The 24,573-nt window shown below is 71.8% G+C and carries 17 protein-coding genes and 1 pseudogene; 10 read left to right on the top strand and 8 right to left on the bottom strand.

What is annotated here, in order from left to right; genetic code table 11:
• Position 1: 1 nt before the first annotated feature.
• From OG741_RS35215 to OG741_RS35205, 3 genes are read right to left on the bottom strand one after another with little or no spacing between them, the layout of a single operon-like run.
• Positions 2-352: a phosphopantetheine-binding protein gene (locus tag OG741_RS35215; RefSeq protein WP_405604474.1), complete on the bottom strand. Its 351-nt coding sequence runs from the start codon at positions 350-352 to the stop codon at positions 2-4.
• Positions 342-4,760, bottom strand: a complete 4,419-nt coding sequence (locus OG741_RS35210; RefSeq protein ID WP_405604472.1) for a beta-ketoacyl synthase N-terminal-like domain-containing protein — start codon at positions 4,758-4,760, stop codon at positions 342-344. The genes OG741_RS35215 and OG741_RS35210 overlap by 11 nt, the downstream gene beginning before the upstream one ends.
• Positions 4,753-11,481 carry an SDR family NAD(P)-dependent oxidoreductase gene (locus OG741_RS35205; protein WP_405604470.1) on the bottom strand — a complete coding sequence of 2,243 codons (6,729 nt, stop codon included), beginning with the start codon at positions 11,479-11,481 and terminating at the stop codon, positions 4,753-4,755. The genes OG741_RS35210 and OG741_RS35205 overlap by 8 nt, the downstream gene beginning before the upstream one ends.
• Positions 11,482-11,928: 447 nt before the next feature.
• Here OG741_RS35205 and OG741_RS35200 point away from each other — a divergent pair, with 447 nt between their 5' ends.
• Complete coding sequence (locus OG741_RS35200) at positions 11,929-12,822, top strand: LysR family transcriptional regulator (RefSeq protein WP_405604468.1); 894 nt, start codon at positions 11,929-11,931, stop codon at positions 12,820-12,822.
• A 54-nt stretch (positions 12,823-12,876) separates the two neighbouring features.
• Here the strand turns inward: OG741_RS35200 and OG741_RS35195 are convergent, their stop codons facing one another.
• Positions 12,877-13,068, bottom strand: a complete 192-nt coding sequence (locus OG741_RS35195; protein ID WP_405604466.1) for an alpha/beta fold hydrolase — start codon at positions 13,066-13,068, stop codon at positions 12,877-12,879.
• A 173-nt stretch (positions 13,069-13,241) separates the two neighbouring features.
• Here OG741_RS35195 and OG741_RS35190 point away from each other — a divergent pair, with 173 nt between their 5' ends.
• Together OG741_RS35190 and OG741_RS35185 are read left to right on the top strand one after the other, a co-directional pair.
• Positions 13,242-14,192 (top strand): nucleoside hydrolase, encoded by a 951-nt coding sequence (locus OG741_RS35190; protein ID WP_405604464.1) that lies wholly within the window; start codon positions 13,242-13,244, stop codon positions 14,190-14,192.
• Between the two features lie 9 nt (positions 14,193-14,201).
• Positions 14,202-15,185 (top strand): aldo/keto reductase, encoded by a 984-nt coding sequence (locus OG741_RS35185; protein WP_405604462.1) that lies wholly within the window; start codon positions 14,202-14,204, stop codon positions 15,183-15,185.
• 127 nt (positions 15,186-15,312) lie between these two features.
• Here the strand turns inward: OG741_RS35185 and OG741_RS35180 are convergent, their stop codons facing one another.
• A complete protein-coding gene (locus OG741_RS35180; protein WP_405604461.1) occupies positions 15,313-16,914 on the bottom strand; it encodes a hypothetical protein in 1,602 nt (533 codons plus the stop codon).
• On the opposite strand from OG741_RS35180, the pseudogene OG741_RS35175 reads away from it, so the two are divergent.
• A pseudogene (locus tag OG741_RS35175) lies at positions 16,901-17,308 on the top strand (2OG-Fe(II) oxygenase family protein); the annotation flags it as partial. The gene OG741_RS35180 and the pseudogene OG741_RS35175 sit on opposite strands and share 14 nt — an antisense overlap.
• A gap of 93 nt (positions 17,309-17,401) precedes the next feature.
• On the opposite strand, the gene OG741_RS35170 reads toward OG741_RS35175, so the two are convergent.
• Positions 17,402-18,220, bottom strand: a complete 819-nt coding sequence (locus OG741_RS35170; RefSeq protein WP_405604459.1) for a methyltransferase domain-containing protein — start codon at positions 18,218-18,220, stop codon at positions 17,402-17,404.
• 181 nt (positions 18,221-18,401) lie between these two features.
• Here OG741_RS35170 and OG741_RS35165 point away from each other — a divergent pair, with 181 nt between their 5' ends.
• The 4 genes from OG741_RS35165 (at position 18,402) to OG741_RS35150 (ending at position 20,749) form a co-directional block, all read left to right on the top strand.
• Positions 18,402-19,211, top strand: a complete 810-nt coding sequence (locus tag OG741_RS35165; RefSeq protein ID WP_405604457.1) for an NPP1 family protein — start codon at positions 18,402-18,404, stop codon at positions 19,209-19,211.
• A 114-nt stretch (positions 19,212-19,325) separates the two neighbouring features.
• Positions 19,326-19,646: an antibiotic biosynthesis monooxygenase family protein gene (locus OG741_RS35160; protein ID WP_405604455.1), complete on the top strand. Its 321-nt coding sequence runs from the start codon at positions 19,326-19,328 to the stop codon at positions 19,644-19,646.
• Between the two features lie 226 nt (positions 19,647-19,872).
• Positions 19,873-20,214, top strand: a complete 342-nt coding sequence (locus tag OG741_RS35155; RefSeq protein ID WP_405604453.1) for a hypothetical protein — start codon at positions 19,873-19,875, stop codon at positions 20,212-20,214.
• 196 nt (positions 20,215-20,410) lie between these two features.
• Positions 20,411-20,749, top strand: a complete 339-nt coding sequence (locus OG741_RS35150) for an ArsR/SmtB family transcription factor (RefSeq protein ID WP_405604451.1) — start codon at positions 20,411-20,413, stop codon at positions 20,747-20,749.
• Between the two features lie 158 nt (positions 20,750-20,907).
• On the opposite strand, the gene OG741_RS35145 is transcribed toward OG741_RS35150, so the two are convergent.
• Positions 20,908-21,252: a hypothetical protein gene (locus OG741_RS35145; protein WP_405604449.1), complete on the bottom strand. Its 345-nt coding sequence runs from the start codon at positions 21,250-21,252 to the stop codon at positions 20,908-20,910.
• Positions 21,252-21,875 carry a hypothetical protein gene (locus OG741_RS35140; protein WP_405604448.1) on the bottom strand — a complete coding sequence of 208 codons (624 nt, stop codon included), beginning with the start codon at positions 21,873-21,875 and terminating at the stop codon, positions 21,252-21,254. The genes OG741_RS35145 and OG741_RS35140 overlap by 1 nt, the downstream gene beginning before the upstream one ends.
• 240 nt (positions 21,876-22,115) lie before the next feature.
• Between OG741_RS35140 and OG741_RS35135 the strand changes: the two genes are divergently transcribed.
• Positions 22,116-23,726 (top strand): serine/threonine-protein kinase, encoded by a 1,611-nt coding sequence (locus OG741_RS35135; RefSeq protein WP_405604446.1) that lies wholly within the window; start codon positions 22,116-22,118, stop codon positions 23,724-23,726.
• Positions 23,723-24,547: a hypothetical protein gene (locus tag OG741_RS35130; protein WP_405604444.1), complete on the top strand. Its 825-nt coding sequence runs from the start codon at positions 23,723-23,725 to the stop codon at positions 24,545-24,547. Before OG741_RS35135 ends, OG741_RS35130 begins: the two co-directional genes overlap by 4 nt.
• The last annotated feature ends 26 nt before the right edge of the window (positions 24,548-24,573 follow it).

Below are 24,573 nucleotides of genomic sequence, written 5' to 3'. Positions count from 1 at the left end.
GTCAGCCGGCCGGGGCGGGAGCGGGCGTCCCGGCGACAGTCGGAGCGGGCGCCCCGGCGCCGCCTGGAGCGGGTCTCCCGGCGATGTGCGAGACGAGGTCGCCGACGGTCATCGCCAGGATCTCCTCCATGTCCTTCTCGGCCAGGAAGGCGATCAGGTCCACCGCTGCCCCGTAGCGCTGCTGGAGCAGTTCGGCGAGAGCGACGAACTCGATGCTCTCCAGCGCCAGGTCCTCGTTGAAGGTGGTGTCCAGCGTGACCTCTTCGGCGAGGAGGAACTCGTCGCCGACGGTCTCGACGAGCATGGCGGTGATCTCGGCGAGTATCTGTTCGGCGATGGGGTCAGATGTCATGGCTGGCCTCCGGCGGGGTCGGGGTGGGGGGTACGGTCCGGGCGACAACATGGGTGACGGGGTGGCTGTCCGGACCGGGCAGATCATCGACGGTGCTGATCCGTACGGCGTGGCTGCGACCCTCGGGAGAGCGCACCCGCAGCCCTGTGGGTCCGTCGGTGACGGTCCACTGACGCAGGCGGCCGCCCAGGCCGGTGCCCTCGGCCTTGGCCGCGGCCTCCTTGGCGCACCAGAGCGCGGTGAGCGCCTGCGCCCTGCCGCACCCTTCCCGCACGGCGAACTGCTCGGCGAGCTCCCGCTCTTCGGCGGTGAGCGCGATACGGCTCAGCGCCGCCGGGTCCTCGGTGACGGTCTCGATGTCGATGCCGACGGCGTGGGACCGATGCGCGTACGCGACCGCCAGCCGGTCCTTGTGGGCCAGCGAGAGCCGCAGTCCGGCGGCGAGCGGGCCCTTCGCGTGGGGGCGGCCCGATTCGTCGTTGCCGACCTGCACCTCCGCCGGGAAGAGGGGCCCCGCGCCGCCGTCCCACAGCAGATGGCGTACGGCGTCCTTGGCGGCGATCCGCCCGAGCAGCCAGGGCGCGCGGGCGCGCGGCGGGCGCTGCTCGTACGCGGCGCGCTCGGCGGCGCCCAGATAGCGCCGCATCACCAGCTCCTGGGATGCCGGGTCGGTCCAGCGCCGCCGGGCGAGGCACCAGCCGCCGGGCTGCGGCTCGCCGATCCCGCAGATCTCCGGGGTGAACTTCATGGGCCACACCCGTTCGTCGGCGGCGAAGCGCCGGTAGGTCCACCCTTCGAGCCGGGCCCACACCGTGCCGTCGGCGGCGGTGAGTTCCACATCGCCCAGGACGGAGTCGGGTCGCACGGACCGGATACGGGCGGTGGCGCGCAGAAGCGCTCCGTCGCGCGGCGCAGGCCCGTACAGACTCACCCGCTCCAGCGTGGCGGGGAAGACCAGCCGGTCGGCCGTCAGTCTCAACTGCATCCAGTGGCCGAGCAGTTGTCCGGCGGCGTCCAGCAGCGCGCCCGGCGCGGGCAGCGCCCGCAGCACCCCGCGAATGCCGTCGTCGGCGACGGCGGTCACCTCGTGGACCCCGGCGAAGGCCGGACCGTGGAACATCCACCGGTCGCGGTAGAGGGCCTCCGCGCTGACGGGAGGCGTCGATTCACGGGTCAGCGTAGAGAGATCGGGGGCGGGCGGTTCCGCGTGGCGGTCGGCGAGGAGGACGGTGACGGTCGCGCAATCGCCGATCTCCACGCGTATCCGGCTGCCCCCGCGGTCGCCGGTCACGGTGAACTCGGCGTCGACGGGCGGATCGACGGGCAGCCAGCGCAGCGCCCGTACCTCCGCGAAACCGGTCAGGACCCGTCCGGGAACCGCGGCGCGTGCGGCGTCCGCGGCCAGTTCCAGCAGTGTGGTCATGGGGACGACGGGGAAGCGGTCCGAGGGCTCGGGCCAGGCGTCGGGCTGGAGATAGACGCAGTGGTCGCGGACGTACGGCATGGTGTCGAGGGAGAGCCGTCGCCGGGAGTTGTACGGAGCGACGACGGCGGGCCGGACGCTCTTCGCGCGCCAGGCCTCGGTGACGGCGCGCACCGCGTCCTGTGTCTCGCCGGCCACGGCGTCGAGGGCGGACAGCAGTACCGGTTGGCCGGTGGCCGGGACCCGGGGCGGGTCGGCCAGACGGAGCGAGGGCGCGGCGGCGCCCAGACTCACCAGCGATGAGCCGAGATCGAGCCGCACGAGGTCCCGCCCCGGCGGTGCCACCGGACTCGCCGGCTCATGACCGGCCAGCCGGTCCCAGCGAGGGTTCAGCCCCTCCGTCCACAACGCGGCGGCCAGACGGCGCAGTTGATCGAGACCGCTCCCGCCCCGCACCACGCCCGCGGAGACCGCGAGGTGGTCCCGCCCGTGCAGGGTGTCCGCCACGAAGCCGGGGAGGCTGCCCGGCCCCATTTGCACGAAGGCGCGCACACCCTCCGCGTACAGCCGCGTCGTCAGCTCCCGGAAGCGCACCGGTTCCAGCAGATGGCGCAGCACCACGTCCCGTACCTCGTCCTCGGCGCCCGGATAGGCGGCCACCGTGGTCGCCGACCAGACCGGCACGGTCGGTGGCCCGACCGGCAGTGCGGCGAACGCGGCGCGCACCTGGTCGAGGTACGGCGCCCACATGGGCGTATGGAAGCCCGACCGGAAGGGGAGCTCCTGGGTGAGTACCCCCTGGGCGGCCAGTCGGCTCAGGGCCTCGGCCATGGGACCCGGCTCGCCGCACAACACCGACTGGTGAGGGCAGTTGTCGTGGCTGACGGCGACACCGCTGAGCCCGTGCAGGGCGGCGGCCGCCTGCCGGGCCCCGCAGCCCAGCGCCGCGTACACCAGATCGGGCACGTCGAGATCGCCCGGCCGCAGCGAGTCGAGGAAGGTGTCGACGGCCTGCCGCGGATACATCCCCGCGACCACCATGGCGGTCCACTCGCCGAGGCTGTGCCCGGCCAGCAGGTCGGCGTGGATGCCCAGTTCGGGCAGTACTCGGGCGAAGAGGCGGCCGACGGCGATGGTGTCCAGCGCCCGTTCCATCAGTGTGTCCCCGCCGGTCAGGGCGGGCCGGGGAAGCCCGAACCGGTCGGCGACATCATCGGTGTGAGGCGTGAAGTCCGGTTCCAGGCCCGGGAAGACGAAGGCCACCCTGCCGTCGCGCGCGAGCAGCGGGCTGGGCGTGAACCAGACGCCACCGCGCCCGCGCCACGGCTTTCCGCGGGCGACTACCGCCGCGGCCAGGGCCCGGCGTTTGGGTGTCAGTCCGAGGACGGCGAGACGGCAAGGGCCTCCGGACACACCGGGCGCCTGTGCTGCCGAGTCCGGCAACGCCTCCACGAGACGGCCGAGTTCCGCGGCGGTGGCCGCGGCCAGCAGCGTCATATGAGCGGGCGGCGCGGCGGCGGCCGAGCTCATCCGCCCGCCCGCGGCGAATGCCCCCGGCGCCTCTTCCAGCACCACATGCGCGTTGATCCCGCCGAAGCCGAAGGCGTTCACACCCGCCCGTCGCGCCACGCGCCCCCGGTGCCACGGCTCCGTCTGTGTCACCGGGCGCATGCGCGTGCTCGCGAAGCCCTCGTGCGGCTCCTCGAGATGCAGGGTCGGGGGCAGCGTCCCGTCGTGCACGGCGAGTACGGCCTTGATCAGCCCTGCCATCCCGGAGGCCTGCATGGTGTGGCCGAGCATCGATTTCACGGAACCCATGGCGACCGGTTCGGCGCCCGGCGTGCGCGGGCCGAAGACCTCGGCCAGAGTGGTGAGTTCGGCCTCGTCGCCCACCGGTGTCCCGGTGCCGTGCGCCTCCAGCAGCCCGAGCGCGCCTGGCGCGGCCGGATCGAGCCCCGCCCGCGCCCAGGCCTGGCGCAGGGCACGTACCTGGCCGTCCACCAAGGGGCTCATCAGGCTGGCGGCGCGGCCGTCACCGGCGACGCCGACGCCCCGTACGACGGCGTAGACGCGGTCGCCGTCGCGTTCGGCGTCCGCCAGGCGCTTGAGCAGCACGACGCCGGTGCCTTCGGAGAGCAGCGTGCCGTCGGCGCGGCGGTCGAAGGGACGGATGTGCTGACTGGGGCTGAGCGCCCGCAGCTGGGTGAAGACGCTCCAGAGCGTGGCGATATGACAGTGGTGCACGGCCCCGGCGACCACCAGGTCGCAACTGCCGCCCGCCAGCAGACCGACGCCCTGTTCGACGGCGAGCAGCGAGGAGGCACAGGCAGCGTCGATGGTGTAGGCGGGGCCGCGGAAGTCGAGGCGGTTGGCGGTCCTGGCGGCGGTGAAGCTGGGTACGAGACCGATGGACGCCTCGGGCCGCTCGGGACCCAGCCCGGCCTGGAAGGCTTCGCGTAACTCGGTGATGCGCTTCTCGCCGAGTTCGGGGGCGAGTTCACGCAGCGTCGCGGCGAGCTGGTGGGCGGTGCGCACGCGCTGGTCGAGGCGCGCGGTGGCGACGCCCATGAAGCCGCCGCGGCCGAGGATGACGCCGATGCGGGACCGGTCGGCGGGCAGCCGTTCCTCGCCCCCGGCATCGGCCACGGCCTCGGCGATGACACGCAGGGCGAGCAGCTGATCGGGCTCCGCGCCCGCCACGGCGGCGGGCATGATGCCGAAACGGGTCGGCTCGAAGGCGGTGAGCTCGTCGATGAAGCCGCCACGGCGACAGTAGAAGTGGTCGCTGCGGGCGGGTCCTTCGGTGCCGTTCGGGTCGTAGTAGACCTCGGGGTCCCAGCGGCCGGGCGGTACGTCGCTGATGGCGTCCGTGCCCGCGAAGAGATTGCGCCGGTAGGCGGCCAGATCGGTGGCGCCGGGGAAGACTGCGCCCATGCCGATGATCGCGGCGTCGCCCGGCCGGGGACCGCGACGCTCCTCAGCCATGGCGGGACTCCCCCGGGTCCTGTGCGAGGAGGACGACCTGGCCGGTGGTGCCGTGGGCCAGCTCGGCGAGGAGGGCGGCGGTGCCCGCGGCCGGATCGAGGAGGCCGATGCCGCGGCTCGCGTACATCCGTTCCAGCTCGGGGGTGACCATGCCGCCCGCCTCGGCCGCCCAGGGGCCCCAGTCGACGGCGAGTACCCGGCCCGGGAAGCGCTGGGACCAGGAGGGGGTGGCGGCCAGGGTGTCCAGGGCTTCGTTGGCGGCCGCGTAGTCCGCCTGACCGCGGTTGCCGAAGACACCGGCGACGCTGCCGAAGAGGACGAGGAAGCCGGGCGGCGGGCCGTCCCCGTGGTCGGCGGCGGCGTCGAGGAGATGGCGGGCGCCGTCGACCTTGGTGGCGAACACCCGGGCGAAGGAGGCCGGGTCCTTGTCGCGCAGCAGCTTGTCCTCGATGGTTCCGGCGCCGTGCACGATGCCGTCGAGACGGCCGTGCCGGGCGCGTACGCCGCGGATCACGCTGCGTACGGCATCGGGATCGGTGACGTCCGCCGCGTGGTACCGCACTGAGGCGGCCGTGCCGGTGAGGGCGGCGAGGGTGGTGCGGATCTCGCGCGCGGCGAGGATGCGGGTCGCGGCGGCCTCGATCTCGGCGGGGGTGCGCAGGCCCTGCCGGACGAGGGCCGCACGCAGGGCGACCCGGTCGTGGGCGTGGGCGACGGCCGGGTCCTCGGCGTCGTCGGGGAGCGGGGTGCGGCCGACGAGTTCGATGTGGCACCCGGTGGCGCCGGCGAGGGCGATGGCTGTACGGGCGGTGATACCGCGGGCCCCGCCGGTGAGCAGCACCACCGCGTCGCGGCCGAGCGGGAGCGGTGGTTCCGGTTCATCGGCCGGCAGAGGGGCGGAGACGGTACGAAGGGTGTTGCGGGTGCCGTTCGTGTAGCCGACGACCACGGGCTCTTCGGGGGCGCACAGTTCGGCGATCAGATGGGCGGCGATCCGCTCGGGGCGGTCCTTGGGGTCCATGTCCACGGCGCGTACGGCGGTGCCGGGATGCTCGATCGCCGCGGTGCGGGCGAAGCCGTACAGGCCGGCGCCGGGGATCGGGTCGGGCGACGAGCCGGGCACCTTCTGCGACGGTGCGGTCCTGCCGAAGGCTCCACCGCGGCCGGTGACGAGCAGCAGTCGGCGGGTGCCCGCCGTCAGGATCCGGCGCAGGGCGCCGAAGGTCTCGGGCAGCACGGGGTCCGGGGCGGGACGCAGGGAGCTGAGGTCCACGACGCCGTCGGCTCCGGCCGCGTCCCCGAGCCGCTCGGGGTGGAGGGTGCGCACCTCGGCGCCGTGGGATTCGAGCTCGGCGGCGAGTGCGGCGGCGACGCCGAGGCCGTCGTCGACTACGGCCAGCCGAAGGCCGGGCAGTACATCGGCGGGGTCGCGGGTGGCCGGCGGTCCCACGGGGGTGACCTCGACCAGCAGCCGGGTGGGGCGCGTGGGCCGGGCCGGATCGCTGGACGGGAGCGTGGTGTGCTCAGTTGCGGGGGCCGGTGCGGGTGTCGTGGTCGTGCCCCGGGCGACGATCCAGTCGACGATGCCGCTGATGGTCTTCAGCCGGGACAGTTCCTCGACGGCCGATTCCGCCGGGCCGTCCGCACCGCGCGGCAGCCCGATCCGGTCGGCCAGGGCCCCGATGATCTCCACGCGCTTGATGGAGTCCACCGACAGGTCGGCCTCCAGGTCGAGAGCGGGGTCGAGCATCTCCCGGGGATAGCCGGTGCGTTTGTGGACGATCTCCAGTACGGCGTCGAGGAGTTGGTCCGGCGTCAGGGGGCGGCGGTCCGGCTCTTCGGCGGCGGGTTGCGGTGCGGCGGGCTCCGGAGCCCGCGCGGGTATCTCAGTCGGCGGTGGGGCTTCCGCGTTCAAGTAGCCGAGCAGCACGTCCCGTTGGGCCGCGACCAGTTCCCGCGCTCCTCGCAGATACTCCAGTACGGCGTCCTCCCGCCGGTCGGCGGTGGCGGCAGCGGCGGCCGGTGTCACCCGGTGCGCCGGAAGCAGCCCGCCCGCCACCGGCTCGCCGTCCGCCGTCCGTACGAGATGGCCGTCGACCAGCCATCCGGCGCGCCGTGGCGGTTCGGCGGGCAGCGGTGCGGTGCGGTCCCTGAACAGCGGCTCCGGGTCGAACGGGACGCCGACCGCGGCGAGTTCGGCGAGCGCGCTCACCAGACGGGTCACGCCGTGCTCCCCCGCGATGTCGAGGGGAACAGCGGCGTGGGGCCGGTCGCCCAGGATGCGCCCGACCAGACCGGTGAGCACCCGGCCCGGTCCGGCCTCCACGAAGGTCCGCACCCCTGCCGCGTACATGGCCTCGATCTGTTCGGCGAAACGCACGGGTTCGGCGACCTGGCGGGCCAGCATCTCCCGTACGGCCGCCGCGTCGGCCGGATAGAGGTCCGCGGTGGTGTTCGACCAGACCGGGATCGCGGGCTCGGCGACCGAGGCCCGGGCCAGCTCTTCGGCCAGCTCCTGGGCTGCCCCGGCGACGACCTCGCTGTGGAAGGCACAGGCCACCGGAAGGCGTTCGGCCCGGATGCCCGCCTCGCGCAGTGCGCCGATCGCGGAGTCGACCGCGCCGGTCGGGCCGGAGATGACGCTCTGCTCCGGTGCGTTGTGGTTGGCGACGACGCATCCGGACGGCAGGTCGGGCAGGTCCTGCGGCGCAGAGGCCACTGCGGCCATCGCTCCCGGGTCGTCCCCGGCGGCGGCAAGGATCGCCTCCGCCCGGCGTTCGCTGAGCCGCAGGAGGGTCGCCGTGTCGTAGGCCCCGGCGGCCCAGAGTGCGACCAGCTCGCCGTAGGAGTGTCCGGCGGTGCAGTCGGGACGTATGCCGAGGGAGGTGAGCAGGAGGTGCGCGGCGGCGCCGGTGAGGCCGAGGGCCGGCTGGGCGGTCCGGGTGTCGGTGACGGCCGCGCGCTGGGCGGCCCGGTCCTCGGGCGTGAAGGCGGCGGGCGGGAACATCGTGGCTGTACGGCGCGGATCCTCCTCGTACAGCAGACCTCTCAGCCGGGGGAAGGCGATGAACAGATCGCCGAGCATGCCGGGCCGCTGGCTGCCCTGCCCCGGGAAGAGGAAGGCGGTCCGACCGGGACCTTGCCCTTCGTCGCGCACATGGACGCCGTCGCCGGGGACGAACTCCCGGGCCCGCTCCAGCTTTCCGGCCAGATCGTCCAGCCCGGACGCGACCACCGCGACATGGATCGTCCCCTCACCGGCGGAGGTCTCCGCGGCGAGGTCGCGCAGCGGCCACGGCCCTCCCGCCGTGTCGTTCTGCTCCAGTCGCGCGGCGAGGCGGTCGATGGACCGGAGGGCGGCGGTCCGGTCGGCCCCTCGGAAGCAGAACAGCTCGGCGGGCCAGGCGTCCAGGCCGTGGGCGGGCTCGTCCTCGCCACCGTAACCGGCAAGCACCGCATGGTAGTTGGTCCCGCCGAAGCCGAAGGCGCTCACTGCGGCGACGCGGCGTCCGGCGGGCTCGGTCCACGGCCTGGCCTCGGTGTCGAAGCAGAAGGGGCTGCTGCCTGGCTGCCAGTCGGGGTTGGGGCTCGTCAGGTGCAGCGTCGGCGGCCTTACGCCGTGGTGCACGGCCCGTGCCGCCTTGATCAGTCCGGCCAGGCCCGCCGCACACTTCGTATGGCCGAGCTGAGACTTGACCGAACCGAGCGAACAGAAGCCCGGCTCGCCGCCGCCGAAGACCTCGGTGAGGACGGCCAGTTCGGTGCTGTCGCCCACGACGGTGCCTGTGCCGTGCGCCTCCACCAGGCCGATCTCGCGGGGTGCGATCCCTGCCCGCCGGTAGGCGCGTTCCAGTGCGCGCCGCTGCCCTTCGGGGCGGGGGGCGGTGAGGCCGAGGGACCGTCCGTCGCTGGAGGCGCCGACGGCTTTGACGACGGCGTAGACGCGGTCGCCGTCGCGTTCCGCGTCCGCGAGGCGTTTGAGTACGAGGCAGGCGACGCCCTCGCCGAGCGCGATGCCGTCGGCGGAGGCGTCGAAGGGGCGGCAGCGTCCGGTGGGTGAGAGGGCGCGTACGGAGGCGAACATCAGGTAGTCGTTGACGCCGTTGTGCACATCGGCGCCGCCGCACAGCACCATGTCGCTGTCCCTGTCGCGCAGTTGCTTGCAGGCCAGGTCCAGCGCGGCGAGCGAAGAGGCGCAGGCGGCGTCGATCGTGCAGTTGGCGCCTCCGAGGTCGAGGCGGTTGGCGACCCGCCCGGCGATGACGTTCGCGAGGACTCCGGGGAACGAGTCCTCGGTCAGCCGGGGCAGCTGCTCGTCCAGCTCGGGCGGCAGTACGCCGAGATAGCCGGGGTACAGGGCCCGGAAGCCGTACGCGCCCGCGAGATCCGTGCCCGCCTCCGCGCCGAAGACGACCGAGGTGCGGGAGCGGTCGAAGTGCCGCTCGCCCGCGTATCCGGCGTCGGCGAGGGCGCGGGCCGCGATGTCGAGGGCGAGGAGCTGGACCGGTTCGATACTGCCGAGCGAGGCAGGGGCGATTCCGTGCGCGAGCGCGTCGAAGGGTGCCGCCGGCAGGAAGCCGCCCCACCGGGAGGGGGTCCGCTCCCCCGCGCGGGCCGGGTCCGGGTCGTAATGGACGGAGCTGTCCCAGCGGTCGGCCGGCACCTCGGTCACGGAGTCGGTCCCGGCGACGATGTTGGCCCAGTACCCGGCGAGGTCGTCGGCACCGGGATAGCGGCAGGCCATACCCACGATCGCGATGTCGAGCGGTGCCTCATCCGTCTCGTGCGGGGACTTACCGCGCAGCTGCTCCCACCGCCGTTCGAGCAACTGCGTGGCGCCATCGGTCACTTGGGCGTGGAGTTCGGTGACCGTGGTGGTCGCGGTGCGGGCGGTGGCGATCTGGCCGAGCATGTAGAGGCCTTCGCCGCGCTGTTCTTCCTCGTCCACCGGGACGAGCCCGCTCGCCGTGCGGCGCAGGCCCTTGCTGGCGATCCGCAGCCGCCCGAGGTTGAGTTTCTCCAGCTCCTCCCAGACCTCGTTCGGGCTCGCGCCGTCCTGCCGCAGCCGCTGCGCGGTGGCGGTGAAGACGTCGGCGTACGGCGTGGTGGCGCAGCGGGTGGCATGGCCCGGGGCGGTACGCAGGAGCGTGGTGGCCACGCAGTCGATGGCCGTGCGCTGGAAGCCGGGCTGTACGGCTCCGGCGGCCACGGCCTCCTCGGTGAACAGATAGGCGGTGCCCATCAGGACGCCGGTTCGGGCCCCGCGCTCGGCCAGGGGACCCGCGGCCGCCATCGCCATCGCAGCGGATCGCTCGTCGTGGATGCCACCGGCGAAGAGCACGTCGAGTTCGTCGGCGTACGGGCAGGAGAGCAGCCGCTCGATCTGCTCCTCCCAGAGCGGGAAGGCGGCGCGCGGGCCGATGTGCCCGCCGCACTCGAGCCCCTCGAAGACGAAGCGCCGCGCTCCTTCGGCGAGAAACTGCTCCAGGAGTCCCGGCGACGGCACATGCAGATAGGTCCGGGTCCCGGCGGCTTCGAGGGGGGCGGCCTGGGCGGGCCGCCCGCCCGCGATGATTGCGTACGGGGGCCCGGCGTCGGCGACGGCGGCGAGCTGTTCGCGGCGCAGCTCTTCGGGGGCGAAGCCGAGCAGTCCGACTCCCCAGTCCCGGCCGGCCAGGAGCTCCGCGGTCCGGGTGAGCAGGTCGCGTACATCGGGGCCGTCCATGACGGCGAGCGCGAGAAAGGGCAGCCCGCCCGCGTCCGCCACCGCCGAGGCGAAGGCGGGCCGGTCGCTGACCCGGGTCATGGGCCCCTGGGCCACGGGCAGATGGCTCTCGCCCGGGCGCGGCCGGAGCGGACGAGCACGTACCGCTGCTTCCAGGTGGCCGGTGATGGCCGCCCGGACGGCCTGGACGACCGAGCCGGTGGTGCGGTGACGTGCGGCGAGCCGGGCGGCGGTGGCCCCCTCCTGGCCGATGGGCAGCGGCTGGGTGCGCAGTCCGCGGGCGCCGAGGTGTTCGGCGATGTCGGTCTGCGGTGGCGTCAGATCGGGGCGGACGTAGATCCGGTGTCCGCGGACGACGGCGGTGTCGCTGCCGTCCATCGCGCGGATCGCTGCCGCGACATCGCCGGGCAGCCCGGCGGCGCCCTCCGTGGTGAGCGCGAGCTGGGTGTCGAGTACGACTCCGGTGGCGCCGCCCGCGACGGCGGCGGCGGCCGTGTGGGGACCGATGCCTCCGGCCGCGAAGACCGGAACGTTCAACTCCGGCTCGTCCAGGAGGCGTTGGAGCAGCACGAACGTGGTCAGCTCGCCGACCCGGCCGCCGGCCTCATGCCCCCTGGCCACCAGGCCGGACGCCCCGGCTGTGACGGCGGCCGCGGCCTCGGCGGGGCTGGTCACCTCGGCCCACACCCGGCGTCCGCCATCCGCGGCCCACCGGGCCGTCCCGGTGCGCCAGTGCTCTTCGGCGAGCAGAACGGTGTCCACGGCGGCGGGCAGTTCGTCCGGGGCGAGCGGGCACCCGGCCGGTACCCGGACTCCGTACCGCCCCCGCAGCCCGGCCAAGGCGCCACGCGCCCGCTCACAGTCCCTGCCGAGGTCGAGCACGCCCAGCGCGCCGGCTCGCTCCGCGGCCGCGGCCATCCGGGCGTTGGGCTCTTCGAAGGGGCTGACCACGATCACGAGGTCCCGGTCCGCGTGCCGGGTGGGCTGAGAGATCACGGGCTCTCCTTGGGTTCCGGGCAGGGCCTGCGAGGGGGGCCACGGCGGGTCGGACCGTGGCGTGCCGGGACGGATCGGGACCCCAGGTCCTGTCCGGTCGATCTTGCCGGGCTCGCGTGCCCTGGCACGCACGCTCGCCGCGTTGTCGTCAGTCGCCGACGCTCCGTGTCGGCTCCTTCCTCCGCCTTGCGATCGCACGCACCAGACCCCGCTCACTGATCCGGCCTGATCGACCGGACGGGACCCACGAGAGAAGTGACCGGACGGTAACGTCCGTTGCCGCGTTGCATCGTGCGGCGGCTGGCCGACACTGTCAACGCACATCAGCCACTCATGCCTCAGAGGTATGGATTACTGCCGGCCAAGTCTCAACTCAGGTGTGGTTATGGGCAGTTGTTCGCGCTTGTGCCTCTTACACCCTCAGGACCCGGCGGCTACCGTCCGCGCATGACCCCCACACTCCAGCAGTTGCGGTACCTCGTCGCCGTAGCGGACTGCCGCTCGATAACAGCCGCCGCGTGCTCCGTCTACATCGCCCAGCCCGCACTCTCACGGTCCATCCAGTCCCTCGAACGGGACCTCGGCGTGGAACTCCTGGACCGCAGGCGCCGCCGGGCGACCCTCACCCCGGAAGGCGCCCGCGTCGTACGCCTGGCCCGTACGGTCCTCGACGCCGTGGAGGCCATCGAGGACATCCGCCCGGCGCACGGCGGCAGTTCGCGCAGCACCCTGACGGTGGCCGCCACGCCGACCCTGTCCCTCGATCTCGCCGCCGATCTCGTGCCGTCCTTCGCCGAACGCCACCCGGGCATCGACGTACGCCTTCTCCCGCACGACAGCCGTGAGGCGCTCGTGCGGGCCCTGACCGACGGCGCGGCGGAGCTGGGCCTGGTCGATCTGCCGCTCGACAAGGAACTGTCGACGCACCATCTCCAGGACCGCGAGGTCGTCCTGATCTCCCCGCCCGGCTCCGGACTGCCCGACCCGATCCCTTTCCGGATGCTGGGCGGCCTGCGGATGGTGCTGCCGACCCCCGGCACCGGCCGGCGTACGGAGCTGGAGGCGATGTTCGGACAGATCGGAGTACGCCCCGTGCCCGTGGTGGAAGCGGACGAGCGGCTGGCCTGGGTGACCAGTGTCGCGGACGGGCTCGGCTCGCTGATCTGGTACCGGGACATGGTGCTACGGGCCTTCGGCCATCGCGTGGAGGTCCGCTCCTTCACCCCGCCGCTGCTGCGCGCCGTCGGCATCGCGCACCCCCGCCGCCCACTCAGCCGCGCGGCGCGCGCCTTCCTTTCCCATGCCCGGCACAACGCGCCCGTCCGGGAGCCCGCCAGATGACCTGCCGGTCCGCACCGGCCACGATCGGCGCCACCGCCACTGTCCCGCTCACCGTCAACTGGCTCTGACCGAGGCTCGCTCGAAGAAGTCCAGCAGAAGCGCGGCAAGCCGGTCCGGCTGTTCCTCGGCGATGTAGTGGCCGCTTTCCGCCACCACCTCGCCGCGGACGTCGGAGGCGACCTGGGCGAGGCTGTCGAGCGGCGCCGGCCCGCCCGCCTGCCCACAGCCCACGGCCAGGGCGGGCATCGGCAGCTTCGTGCACGTTGACGCCTGCGGGGAGCGTCGGTGCGCCGGGACGGCTCAGCACGTGACGGGTTCGCGTCAATCCCACACAACGGCCCCCGTGGCGTCGGACGTGCCTGAGCGCGACCACGGATACTGAGGATGCCGCCGTCCCAGAACGACCAGGAGCGTGCACCGTGCCTGTCCCGATCATCATCGACTGCGACCCCGGGCACGACGACGCCCTCGCCATCATCCTCGCCGCGGGAGATCCCGCGATCGACCTGCTGGCCATCACCACGGTCGCCGGCAATCAGACCGTCGAGAAGACCACCCTCAACGCCCGCCGGGTCTGCACCGTCGCCGGAATCACGGGCGTACCGATCGCGGCCGGATGCGCACGGCCCCTGGTGCAGCCGCTGCTCGTGGCGGACGACGTCCACGGCGACTCGGGAATGGACGGGCCGCAGTTCGGGCAACCCACTGTGGACGTCGCCCCCGAGCACGCGGTGGACCTCATCCACCGGATCCTGACCACGCATCCCGAACCCGTCACCCTCGTCCCCACCGCCCCGCTGACCAATATCGCCCTGCTGCTCACCCGCTACCCCGACAGCGCGGCGCACATCCGCGAGATCGTGCTCATGGGCGGCTCCACGGGGCGCGGCAACAGGACCCCGGCCGCCGAGTTCAACATCCACGTCGACCCCGAAGCCGCGGACATCGTCTTCCGCAGCGGCGTACCGGTCACCATGTGCGGGCTCAATGTCACCCACCAGGCACTCGCCACACCCGATGTCCTGGCTCGCCTCGAAGGACTCGGCACCGAACTCGGCCGTACCTGCGCCCAGCTGATCACCTACTTCGCGTCCACCTACAAGCGGCTGTGGGGCTTCGACTCCCCTCCGCTGCACGATCCCGTCGCGGTGGCCCGCGTCATCGACCCCGCGATCGTGCACTGCGTCGAGGCGAGCGTGGCGGTGGAACTGCGCGGGCAGTACACACGCGGGGCGACGGTGGTGGACATGCACCGGTACCTGGACCGGCCTGTGAATGCGCGAGTCGCCGTGACACTGGAGGCGGAACTGTTCTGGGACCGGGTGATCGCGGCCGTGGAGACGCTCGGGAAAGGCGAGGCGCGAACGTAGCATGACGGCATGGAACAGCGAGTGCTTCGCAGGGCGGGCAAGAGCGTTTCCGTCGTAGGTCTCGGTACGTGGCAGCTGGGCGCCGACTGGGGCGAGGTCCGGGAGGCGGACGCCTTCGCGGTCCTCGACGCCGCCGTCGATGCGGGCGTGACCTTCTTCGACACCGCCGACGTCTACGGGGACGGACGCAGCGAGCAGCTCATCGGCCGCTATCTCCGGGACCACTCCGACGCGAACCTCTTCGTGGCCACGAAGATGGGCCGCCGCTCGGCCCAGGTGTCCGAGAACTATGTCCTGGACAACTTCCGTGCCTGGACGGACCGTTCGCGCAGCAATCTCGGCGTGGACACACTCGACCTCGTACAACTGCACTGTCCTCCCACGCCGGTCTACGCATCCGAGGCGGTCTTCGACGCACTCGACAAACTCATTGCCGAGAAGCGGATCGCCGCATACGGGGTCAGCGTCGAAACCTGCGCCGAGGCACTGACCGCCATCGCCCGGCCGGGGACGGCAAGCGTCCAGATCATCCTCAACCCCTTCCGGCGCAAGCCCCTGGAAGAGGTACTGCCCGCCGCCCGTGCGGCGGGCGTGGGCATCATCGCCCGGGTGCCGCTGGCCTCCGGTCTGCTGTCCGGCAGATATACGAAGGACACGGTCTTCGCGGCCGACGACCACCGCATGTACAACCGCCACGGTGAGGCGTTCGACCAGGGCGAGACGTTCTCCGGCGTCGACTACGAGACCGGCGTCGAAGCGGCGGCGGAGTTCTCCGCGCTCGCGCCCGAAGGCGCGACTCCCGCCCAGACCGCTGTGCGCTGGATCCTCCAGCAGCCGGGAGTCACCAGCGTGATCCCCGGTGCGCGCTCGGCCGACCAGGCCCGTACCAATGCCGCGGCCGCCGCGCTGCCGCCGCTCTCCCCGGAGACGCTGAACGCGGTGAGCGAGCTGTACGACCGGCGCATCCGGGCGCAGGTGCACCACCGCTGGTAGCCGCATGCCCAGTCCGCCCGTGGGGAGGCGGGCGGACCGGGCACGGCGCAAGCCTGCGTACCTTGCCGAGGCGGGCCAGATGGCCGTCCGTGTATCCCGCCGGGTCGACATCGACGTAACTCAGTGATCACCGGACGCCGCCCGAGCAGACTCGTGCCGTGCCGAGGAGTTTGCGGCGGAGGGCGGTGACTGGAAAGCGCTCGTGCAGGTAGACGTACTCGTTGCGGCACTCGACCGAGGCGAGGAGCTCTCTCAGTGTCGTCCGGGCGTCGTCCTTGCGTCCGGCGTGGTGCTGAGCCTCCGCCAGGAACCCCAGATGCAGGGGAAGCCGGATACGGGTGCGGGAGACGCGGAGTTCGGTGAGCGCCGAACGGATCTGGGTGATCCCGCGCTCCTCGTGGCCGGAGTGCGCGGCGGACCATCCCTGGCAGACTTCGAGCATCGCCCGCCAATAGCGCAGCCCGTAACGGCCCGCCACCTCCACCCCCAGTGTGCTGGAACGCTCCGCGGTGGCCACGTCCCCTTCGAGTGCTGCCAGCACGGCATCCACGTACAGCGCGAACGCCCGGTCCGATGGCCTGCTGTCGTGGTCGGTCAGGGCGAGCAGTTCGGCGCGGCGCTGGGTCGCCTGCTCGACCGAACCCATCAGCCAGTGGGTGAAGGCGTCGTAGGAACGGCACGAGACCCGCGGATCGTGCTGGAAGACCCGGGCGAGCCGGCTGCCTTCGCGATCGGTGAAGTGGTCCGCCAGCGAGACCGCCTTCTCCAGTTCGGCCAGTGCCTGAGGCAGTTGGCCGCGCGTGTGCCGGACGATGCCCCGTCCGTAGTGGGAGCCCAGAAAGGCCACGGGGTCCTGGGTCTCCTCGGCCAGGTCCCCCAACCGGTCGGAGAACTGGAGGGAGCCTTCGTAGCGTCCCGAGACCATATGAGCGGTGCACAGCGCCCACAGCACCGAGGGGCGGTCCGCCGCGCCGGTGAGGGGGTTGAGCGCGCGGCTGCGGGTGAGAGCGGCTTCGGCGTCGGCGTCCCCGTATCCGCGGGTCAGTGCGAGCAACTGGCCGAGCTGGGTCTGCAGATGCTGTTCGCGAGCGGGTGCGGAGGGGTCTCCCGGAGGCAGCGACCGGACCAGGTCCGTCGCGCGGCGCAGCCACAGCTCGGCCTGTTCGTAGGCGAGACGCAGTTCGGCCTTTTCGGCGGCTCGCACCAGTTGGGGCAGCACCTCGTCGTCGGTCAATTCCCGGGCGCCTTCCCAGGCATGGTGGGCGATCCGCTCGATGTCCTGCGGCAGGTCCGCGGCCCGGGTCATCAGGATGCGAGCCACCTGGGCATGGAGCCGCGCGCGCTGAGCCCGGCCCAGCTCGCCGTAGAGGGTCTCCCGCACCAGGGCATGGCTGAAGTGCAGCAGGTAGGGATGGTGCGCGTCCTCGTACAGCAGGGACGCGTGTACGGCCGACTCGAGGAATACCGTGGTGGCTGGGCTCTGTCCGGCAATCTCCTCCAGCAGCCGCACATCGACGGTGGCGCCGAGTACGGCGCAGATCCGCAGGATCTCCTCGGCCCCTTCGGGCAGCGTGGCGAACCGCTGGCGCAGGACCTCGCGCACTCCGGAGGGGATTGCGGTGAGTTTCCGGCGTACCGCCGACGGGTCGTGCAGTTGCTCGGTGTCGCCGAACAGGGAGAGCAACTGGGAGACGAAGTAGGGATTTCCGCCGCTGCACGGGCTGCTCACCCTGCTGCTCCAGGACGAGCACGGCGGACTCCAGGTGTCCGTCAACGACGGCGTATTCGCCGACGTTCCCGTGATCCCTGGAGCCTTCGTCGTGAACCTGGGCGAGCTCCTGGAGGTCGCCACCCGCGGCTACCTGCGAGCCACCACGCACCGGGTCGTCAGCCCGGCCTCCGGTGTGAACCGCTACTCTGCGCCCTTCTTCTTCAACCCGCGTCTCGAGGCGACGATGCAGCCACTCCCCACCCGCTTCGTCCGCGAGGCGGCGGGCGTGGTGCACGACCCCGCCAACCCGCTGTCGTCGAGCTACGGCAACAACACCATGCGCGGCATGCTGCGCGCCTTCCCCGAGGTCATCGCCCGGCACCACCCCGAGCTCCTCCAGCGGCAGGCCTGACCGGCTCCCCCGGTAAGTGGGGCGGCGTGAGACGTGACGTCCGGCTCCCGCCGCCCCGCGCAGGCGGAGTCACCGGCCCTTGACGAGCCGAGGTCAGGCCGGACGGCGCGCGATGACGCCGAACATGGTCACGGACATGTGCAGAGCGCCCTGTTCGGCGGCGGCGCTGAGATCGGCGTACAGCGTGTCGCGCTGTTCCTCGGTGATCAGCTCGCCCCGCAGGGCCGTCTCGGCAAGCAGCTTGACGAGCGGCCAGGTGACCTTCCGCGGGTCCTGGACGAGTGCCTGCGAGCCGAGGTCGTCGATCTCGAGTCCCACCGCGGCCAACTGGCCCGCCAGCTTGCGCCCGGCGTACGGGTTGGCGGCGGCCGCGAGCGCACCGTCGGTCAGTGCCGCCACCACCTCCGGGTCGCCGGGGTGCAGGATCGTGGTGGCCCAGTCGGTGTCCAGCAGCGCCACTCTGCCGCCCGGGCGCAGGATTCGCGCGATCTCGGCGGCCGCCTTGTCCGGCTCGGCAAGGTGCTGGAAGACCCGCTCGCACCAGACCACATCAGCGTCCAGGTCGGCGATCGGCAGCGCCAGCGCGTCGCCGTCGACGAATCGGGCCGGGCTGCCCGCATCGGCCGCGCGCTGCTCGGCCACCGTGCGCAGACCGGGGTTCGGCTCGACTCCGATCGCCTCACCGTCCGGCGCCACCGCCGCGGCCAGCACCCGGGTCACCGCGCCGGTACCGGAGCCGATGTCCACGGCCCGCTCGCCGGGCCGCGCGCCCACACCGAGCTGCGCCCAGTCGCGCAGCCGCCGTACGCCGGCGCTCGCCGCCTGCATGTCCAGCACCCGGACCAGGGTGTCCGTGGCCGAGGCGGTGATGTTGTCCGAGTGAAATGCCGAGGTCGGCCGCGATTCCCGCATGCCGGTCAGCTTAGGGCCGCTTGAGGGGGCCGCGACCGCCAACTCGCCCTGCCCAGGCCGAAAACCGGCAAGGAGGCGTTCCGAAATCCGATCTGGTTCCGCCGCTTCGACCTCCCTACTCTGGTGCGGCACGTCGCTGGAACACCCTGTCTCTCCCCTGTCCTGAGCACGAGGAGAATGAATGTCCCACCGACCCCGCCGCCTTCGGACCGGTTCCGTCGCCGCCGTGTCCCTGATCGCGGGCCTGCTCCTCGTGACCACGCCGGGAGCCTCGGCGAACGAACCGCTTCCCGAGGGGCCTGCCACCCTTCATGACTTCGTCGCCAAGTCCGTACCGCAGTGGAATTTCGCCCGCGCCAATCGCAACGATCCGTGCTGGCCCGAGTCGGCCTTCGACGGCAACGGCAATCCGGCGGACGGCGGCAACGTACAGAACTGGCCCAACAGCGACGGCGATTGCGCGCCGAACGGTGCGCCGTTCCCCACGTACTACACGGTCCAGAAGTGCAACGCCGACGAAATCCGCGTCGCGTTCACCATCTATCAGGCCACCAGCGGCTTCCGGCCCTCGGGCCATCGGCATGACTTCGAACATGTCGAGGTGGTCTGGCGGAAGAACGGGAACGCCTGGACCCGCGACCGGCTGCTGCTCAGCGCGCACGGCGGCCATCGGGTGGTGGCCTGGGCCAACGCGGAGAGCTGGAATCACGACCGCGGACACGCGGCAAAGGGCCTGGAGCACCCGCGGATCTTCGTCGGATACGGCAGCCACTCGATGTACAACAACCAGGGCGGCCTGAAGGACGTCATATCCGCGTACACCAATGAGTACCGCCACGCCGACTACCCGGTGTGGGCGGATCAGGGCGGCGGCCTCGTGGAGGTCGCCAAGGACAGTCCGTTGCAGCAGAAGTTCGAGGCGAACGCGGCCGCGTGGGGAAGCGCCAACGGCAATCCCGGCAAGGTGGCGCGGGAGTCCTGCTCTCACTGATCGTCGGTGCCAGGGAGTCGTACTCACGGCGCTTGGGCTGCGGGCGTAAGTTACTGCTCGCACGATGTCGATGTCAGGGCCTCGGCCAGGGGCCCGTTTGTTGAGAGGTGTCATGTGCCCAGCGTTGTAAAAATCAACGTCCTGACGGTTCCCGCTGAGCAGCGGGAGACCCTGGAGAAGCGGTTCGCGTCCCGCGCGCATGCCGTCGAGAACTCGGACGGCTTCGAATGGTTCGAACTCCTGCGCCCGGTCGAAGGGACAGACAACTACCTCGTCTACACGCGGTGGCGCGACGAGGAGTCCTTCCAGGCTTGGTTGGAAGGTCCCATGAAGGCAGCACACCAGGGGGGCGGCGACCAACCCAAGCCCGCGGCATCCGGTTCCACACTCTGGTCCTTCGAGGTCGTGCAGCAAGCGGCGCCAAAGAGCGATTAGTCGATTGCTGGGCGGCCGTCGGCGCACTCGGTGAGGAAGCGCATCCTAGGGGCTGATCACCGCTTGCGTCGTGGTTCCGGCATGTCCGTCGGCATCCTGCATACGACCAGTAGCGTCATCGTCGCAATCCGTCGGCAGTCGCAGGTACGAGCTGCCGTCCACTTACGGAGTCTGACGAGGAGTGAGCGCTGACGTGGTGAGTTTGGAGACCTCTCTCAAGGAAGCCATGACATCGATCGAGGGCAGTCTCGGAGTCGCCCTCGTGGATTACACCAGCGGGATGGCGCTGGGTACTCTCGGGGGTGGGAAGGACCTCGATCTGGCCGTCGCGGCGGCCGGCAACACCGATGTGATCCGGGCGAAGACGCGCACCATGGAACAACTCGGCCTCAAGGACGAGATCGAGGACGTACTGATCACCCTGGGCGACCAGTACCACCTCATCCGCCTGCTCAAGGGTCGTTCCGGGAACGGTCTCTTCCTCTACCTCGTGCTCGACAAGGCCAAGTCGAACCTGGCCATGGCCCGTCACCGGCTCAAGCGCATCGAGGCAGAGCTCGAGATCTAGGCACCTTCGATCTCCCCGCCTTCGCCTGCCCATGACTTGAAGATTTCTTCAAGTAGCCACATCCCGATGCGTTGAACCCCCTGGGAGTGCGGCACCAGGAGGCGGGAGGATCGGACCCTGCACTGCATCGCCTCGCGGCGGCAGCAGCGGAGGCCTCAGCACACGGCAGGCCGTCGAACACAGCAGGAGCGTTCACATGCAGGTACCGCTGTACCAGGCCAAGGCGGAGTTCTTCCGCATGCTCGGACACCCAGTCCGTATTCGCGTGCTGGAGTTGCTGCAGAACGGCCCTGTGCCCGTGCGAGACCTGCTTGCCGAGATCGAGATCGAGCCGTCGAACCTGTCCCAGCAGCTCGCGGTGCTGCGCCGTTCCGGCATTGTCGTGTCCATCCGCGACGGCTCCAACGTCAGTTACGCCCTGGCCGGTGGCGATGTCGCCGAGCTGCTCCGCGCGGCCCGCCGTATCCTCACCGAACTCATCGTCGGTCAGGGCGAATTGCTGGCCGAGCTGCGACAGGCTGACGTGAGCCGATGAACGGGCATGGCATCGCGAGGGCCGGTGGCGGGCCGACGGCGGAGAAGGCGGCGGCGAGCGTCCCAAGCCCGCCGCCGCCGGGTCCGCGCCGTGGTCGTTGGAGGGGGTCCAGCAAGCCTCGCCGAAGTCCCCGGACTGAGCCCTGGCTCCGGGGGCGTTCAGATGTGCAACAGCCGTTCCGTCACATCGCGGTAGGCCTGCAGGGCGGCACGCAGCTGCTCGGTGTCCGCCTCCACCGTGCGGCCCTCTTTCTCGGCGAGCCAGTTGGCTCGAAGGGAGTGGCGCCGTTCGGTGAGGGCGGCCGCGATGCCGTCGGCGGCCTCTTCGAACACGGCGGCCGCCTCCTCGACTGCGTGTCGCGGAGCGTCGACGAAGCCGCCCAGGGACTGCTGCAGTCGCAGGGCCAGTGTGTCGCGTTCGTCCTGCGGGATCAGCTCGGGCCGCGCGGGCGACTCGACCGGCTCGGGCGACTCGGACTCAGTGCGCTCGGTTTCGTACGTCATCAGGCGCCGCTTCCCTTCGGATGGAGCAGGTGTCGGGGTCCACGCCGGGTGTGCCTGTCCGGGCCCGCGTGGTGCTTCCGGGTGTCCTCGGGACGGGCGGCCAGCAGGACGTCGAAGAGCGCTCGCGCGGCGACCATGGCCTCGCGCAGTTCCTCCGTACTCGCCTGTCCGTTCGCCGCGCCGTGCACCCGGCGGTAGCCGTCGACCTGTTCTCCGTGGTGTACGGACAGCGCGGACAGCTGCTCCTCGTACCGTGTGGCTTCCGGGTAGCCGCGGTCGGCGGCGAGCCGGGCCAGCAACTGGTCCGCCTCTGCGGCAGACCGTCCCGGGGAGTCGACGAAGTGCTTCTGGAGCGCGTCCCACTGGGCGACGTACTGCTCACGCGCCTCGTTGGGCAGCGTCTTCGGCTTCAGACCGCGGTGGCGCTCCACGCGCTCCTTCAGTTCGCGTTCGGCTGCCCGGCGGTCGCCGCCGTGGCGGGCGACGGCCAGATCGTATTCGGGGCCGAAGCGCCGCTCGAGCCCCTGACCTCGAACCCCCCTGCCGCGCCCGGCGTAGAACACAGCGGCTGCGAGGATCGCGACAACCGCGACGAGACCGACAATGATCAGGACTGTGGACATGGCTGCCTTCCCGGTTCGCCTTGGGTCTACTCGTGCAGGGCGGGTTGCCGGGAAGTCGTCGGTCAAACACTCAGGCGGTCGCGCGGCCGTACCCGGGACGCGCCGAGTGGTCGACGCCGTGGGCGGCCCGCCGCGCCCCCGGGAACCGCTCGTGACGAAATTGTGTCTGCCATGGGGAGAGCGGGTGAGCTATCGTGCGGCGGCCGCGCATGAGCGACCGCGGCACATAGGGGGAAGGCAATGAACGCATGGTCGGTCCCCGGGTACACCGAGACCCGGGAACTGGGCTCCGGCGGCAGCGGGCGCGTCGTCCTGGCTGTCCATGACGCCACCGGCGTGCCGGTGGCCGTCAAATACCTGAGCGAGCGGCTGCGTACCGATGCGGCCTTCGTACAGGGCTTCCGGGCGGAGGCACGTCTGCTCGGCGGTCTCGATTCGCCGTACGTCGTGGGGCTGTACGAGTACGTCGAGGCTCCGCAGGGCGCCGCCATCGTGATGGAACTGGTCGACGGCATCGCCCTGCGCGCACTGCTCCAGCGGGAAGGAGCCACCGGTCCCGAGGCGGCGCTGGTGGTCCTGAAGGGATCGCTGCTGGGCCTGGCGGCCGCGCACCGGGCGGGTGTCGTGCACCGCGACTACAAGCCTGAGAACGTCCTGGTCGCGGCCGACGGCTCGTCCAAGCTGGTCGACTTCGGCATCGCCGCGGGGCGCGGCAGCACGCCGGGTGTCGCGGGCACTCCCGCGTACATGGCGCCGGAGCAGTGGAACGGGGAGCCCGCCTCCCCGGCGGCCGACGTCTATGCGGCGACCGCGACCTTCTACGAGTGCCTGACCGGCCGCAAGCCGTTCACGGGCGAGAACTTCGCCGAGCTCGCGCTGCAGCACATCGACGCGCCGGTTCCCGACGAGGACGCGCCGGAGCCGGTACGCCCGCTCATCCGGCGCGGGATGGCGAAGGAGCCCCGGAAGCGGCCCGAGAACGCGGAGGCGTTCGTCACCGAGCTGGAAGAGATCGCCGGCGCGGCGTACGGACCGGACTGGGAGGAGAAGGGCCAGCGCAAGCTCGCCGCTCTCGCCGCACTACTGCCGCTGCTCTTCCCGTCCGCCGCGGGCCAGGCGGCGGGAACCACCGCGTTCGCCACAACCGCTGTGTCCAGCGGCTGGCGCCGCATCTTCAAGCCCAGCCTGCGGGGAGTGCTGACCGGTGCCGCGGCCGTGCTGCTGGCCATCGCGGTCGCCGTCGCAGCTCGTGCGGGCGGGGACGGCCCCACGCGGACGACCGCCGAGGCCGTCGCCACCACGAGCGCGCGGCCGGGCGCGAGCGGCGCTCCGCCCGTCTGGCCTTCCGCCTCCCCGAGCCCGTCCGCGAGTGCCGGCGCCTCGGCCTCCGACTCGCCTTCCGCCAGTGCGAGTACGACGCCCACGACGCCGTCACCCGTGGTGTCATCGCCTCCCACCACCGCGCCGTCACCGTCGGTCTCCGCTCCGACCACGGAGCCCAGCCCGTCCACTCCCAGCACGCCGCCCGTGGCCGTGAAGTCGGTGTCGGTCACGAGCCTGCGGCAGGTTGGTTCCACGAGTGGCACCGCCTCGATCGACGTCACCACGGACGGGACCGGCCCGGTGACCGTCGTTATCTCGTGGTTCACCAGCGACGTGAGTGGCGACCTGGGCACGCCGGACGGCTCGCAGACCTTCGTGCGGAGCGGAGCGACGCAGTACACGATCGCTCTTGACCACACCTTCCAGGGGCAGGGCTGCTACTGGGGTGTGCGGGCGACGACGAACCCGGCTGCCGCGAACGGCAGTTCTTCGCAGCAGATCTGGATCCGGCGGTGCATAATCTCATGAACGATCCTCGCGTCCCCTACGGCCCGCACGACCAGGTACCGGAAGTGGACAAGGCCGTCGAGGCCTCCGAGAGCGACGGGTACAGCGCGACCGCGCTGGGCAGCCACTGGTTCGAACGGCCCGAGACGCAGCCCGCGTCCGACACGGCCACCCTGGTCCAGCCCGCGCCCGACACAGCCACCACGGTCCAGGACGAGCCCGACTCAACAACCACGGTCCAGGACGGGCCCGACACAACCACTCTCATCCAGGACGAGCCTCCGGCGAGCGTGGCCCCCGACCGGGTCGAGGGCGAGGTCCTCCGCTTCGGCCCGGGAGTCACCGCCGCGGTGCTCCACCGCAATGGCGGCGGCAACACCACCGCCGAGATCTGGCACGGCACACTGGCCGGACAACCCGCCGGCCCGGCGCAGCCCCCCGGGCGCCGCCGTTCAGGACTGCGCCGCTACGCCCTGGCGGGCACGGTGCTGCTGGCCGTACTGGCCTTTCTGGCCTGGCAGCGCTACGGGCCCGCCCTGGCCGTGAAGAGCGTGACGGTCCAGACCACGGCACAGGCTCTCGGCTGCGACAGCACGGCCGACATCGTGGGCGTCCTGTCGACCAACGGACGGCCCGGCACCGTGAGGTACCGCTGGGAACGCAGTGACGGCACCACCTCGGGCGTGCTCCGGGAGAAGCTGACACGTGGCCAGAAGCAGGCGCGTCTGCATCTGCTGTGGACCTTCCAGGGGAAGGGCGAGTACCAGGCGGCCGCGGTCCTGCGGATCGTCTCGCCCACCGGGGACACCGCCGCGACGCATTTCACCTACCGCTGCGCCTGAGGGCATCGCCGGGCCGGACAGTCATC

Source organism: Streptomyces sp. NBC_01410 (assembly GCF_045040195.1).
Lineage (GTDB): Bacteria > Actinomycetota > Actinomycetes > Streptomycetales > Streptomycetaceae > Streptomyces.
The sequence above is the reverse complement of the archived record's forward strand: the minus strand, read 5'-3'. Positions and strand labels throughout refer to the sequence as shown.

What these genes read in the sequence shown, in the direction of transcription:
- OG741_RS35215 (WP_405604474.1), bottom strand. Translation starts at nt 352, where the DNA reads ATGACATCTGACCCCATCGCCGAACAGATACTCGCCGAGATCACCGCC.
- OG741_RS35210 (WP_405604472.1), bottom strand. Translation starts at nt 4,760, where the DNA reads ATGGCTGAGGAGCGTCGCGGTCCCCGGCCGGGCGACGCCGCGATCATC.
- OG741_RS35200 (WP_405604468.1), top strand. Translation starts at nt 11,929, where the DNA reads ATGACCCCCACACTCCAGCAGTTGCGGTACCTCGTCGCCGTAGCGGAC.
- OG741_RS35195 (WP_405604466.1), bottom strand. Translation starts at nt 13,068, where the DNA reads ATGCCCGCCCTGGCCGTGGGCTGTGGGCAGGCGGGCGGGCCGGCGCCG.
- OG741_RS35185 (WP_405604462.1), top strand. Translation starts at nt 14,202, where the DNA reads ATGGAACAGCGAGTGCTTCGCAGGGCGGGCAAGAGCGTTTCCGTCGTA.
- OG741_RS35170 (WP_405604459.1), bottom strand. Translation starts at nt 18,220, where the DNA reads ATGCGGGAATCGCGGCCGACCTCGGCATTTCACTCGGACAACATCACC.
- OG741_RS35165 (WP_405604457.1), top strand. Translation starts at nt 18,402, where the DNA reads ATGTCCCACCGACCCCGCCGCCTTCGGACCGGTTCCGTCGCCGCCGTG.
- OG741_RS35155 (WP_405604453.1), top strand. Translation starts at nt 19,873, where the DNA reads ATGACATCGATCGAGGGCAGTCTCGGAGTCGCCCTCGTGGATTACACC.
- OG741_RS35150 (WP_405604451.1), top strand. Translation starts at nt 20,411, where the DNA reads ATGCAGGTACCGCTGTACCAGGCCAAGGCGGAGTTCTTCCGCATGCTC.
- OG741_RS35145 (WP_405604449.1), bottom strand. Translation starts at nt 21,252, where the DNA reads ATGACGTACGAAACCGAGCGCACTGAGTCCGAGTCGCCCGAGCCGGTC.
- OG741_RS35140 (WP_405604448.1), bottom strand. Translation starts at nt 21,875, where the DNA reads ATGTCCACAGTCCTGATCATTGTCGGTCTCGTCGCGGTTGTCGCGATC.
- OG741_RS35135 (WP_405604446.1), top strand. Translation starts at nt 22,116, where the DNA reads ATGAACGCATGGTCGGTCCCCGGGTACACCGAGACCCGGGAACTGGGC.
- OG741_RS35130 (WP_405604444.1), top strand. Translation starts at nt 23,723, where the DNA reads ATGAACGATCCTCGCGTCCCCTACGGCCCGCACGACCAGGTACCGGAA.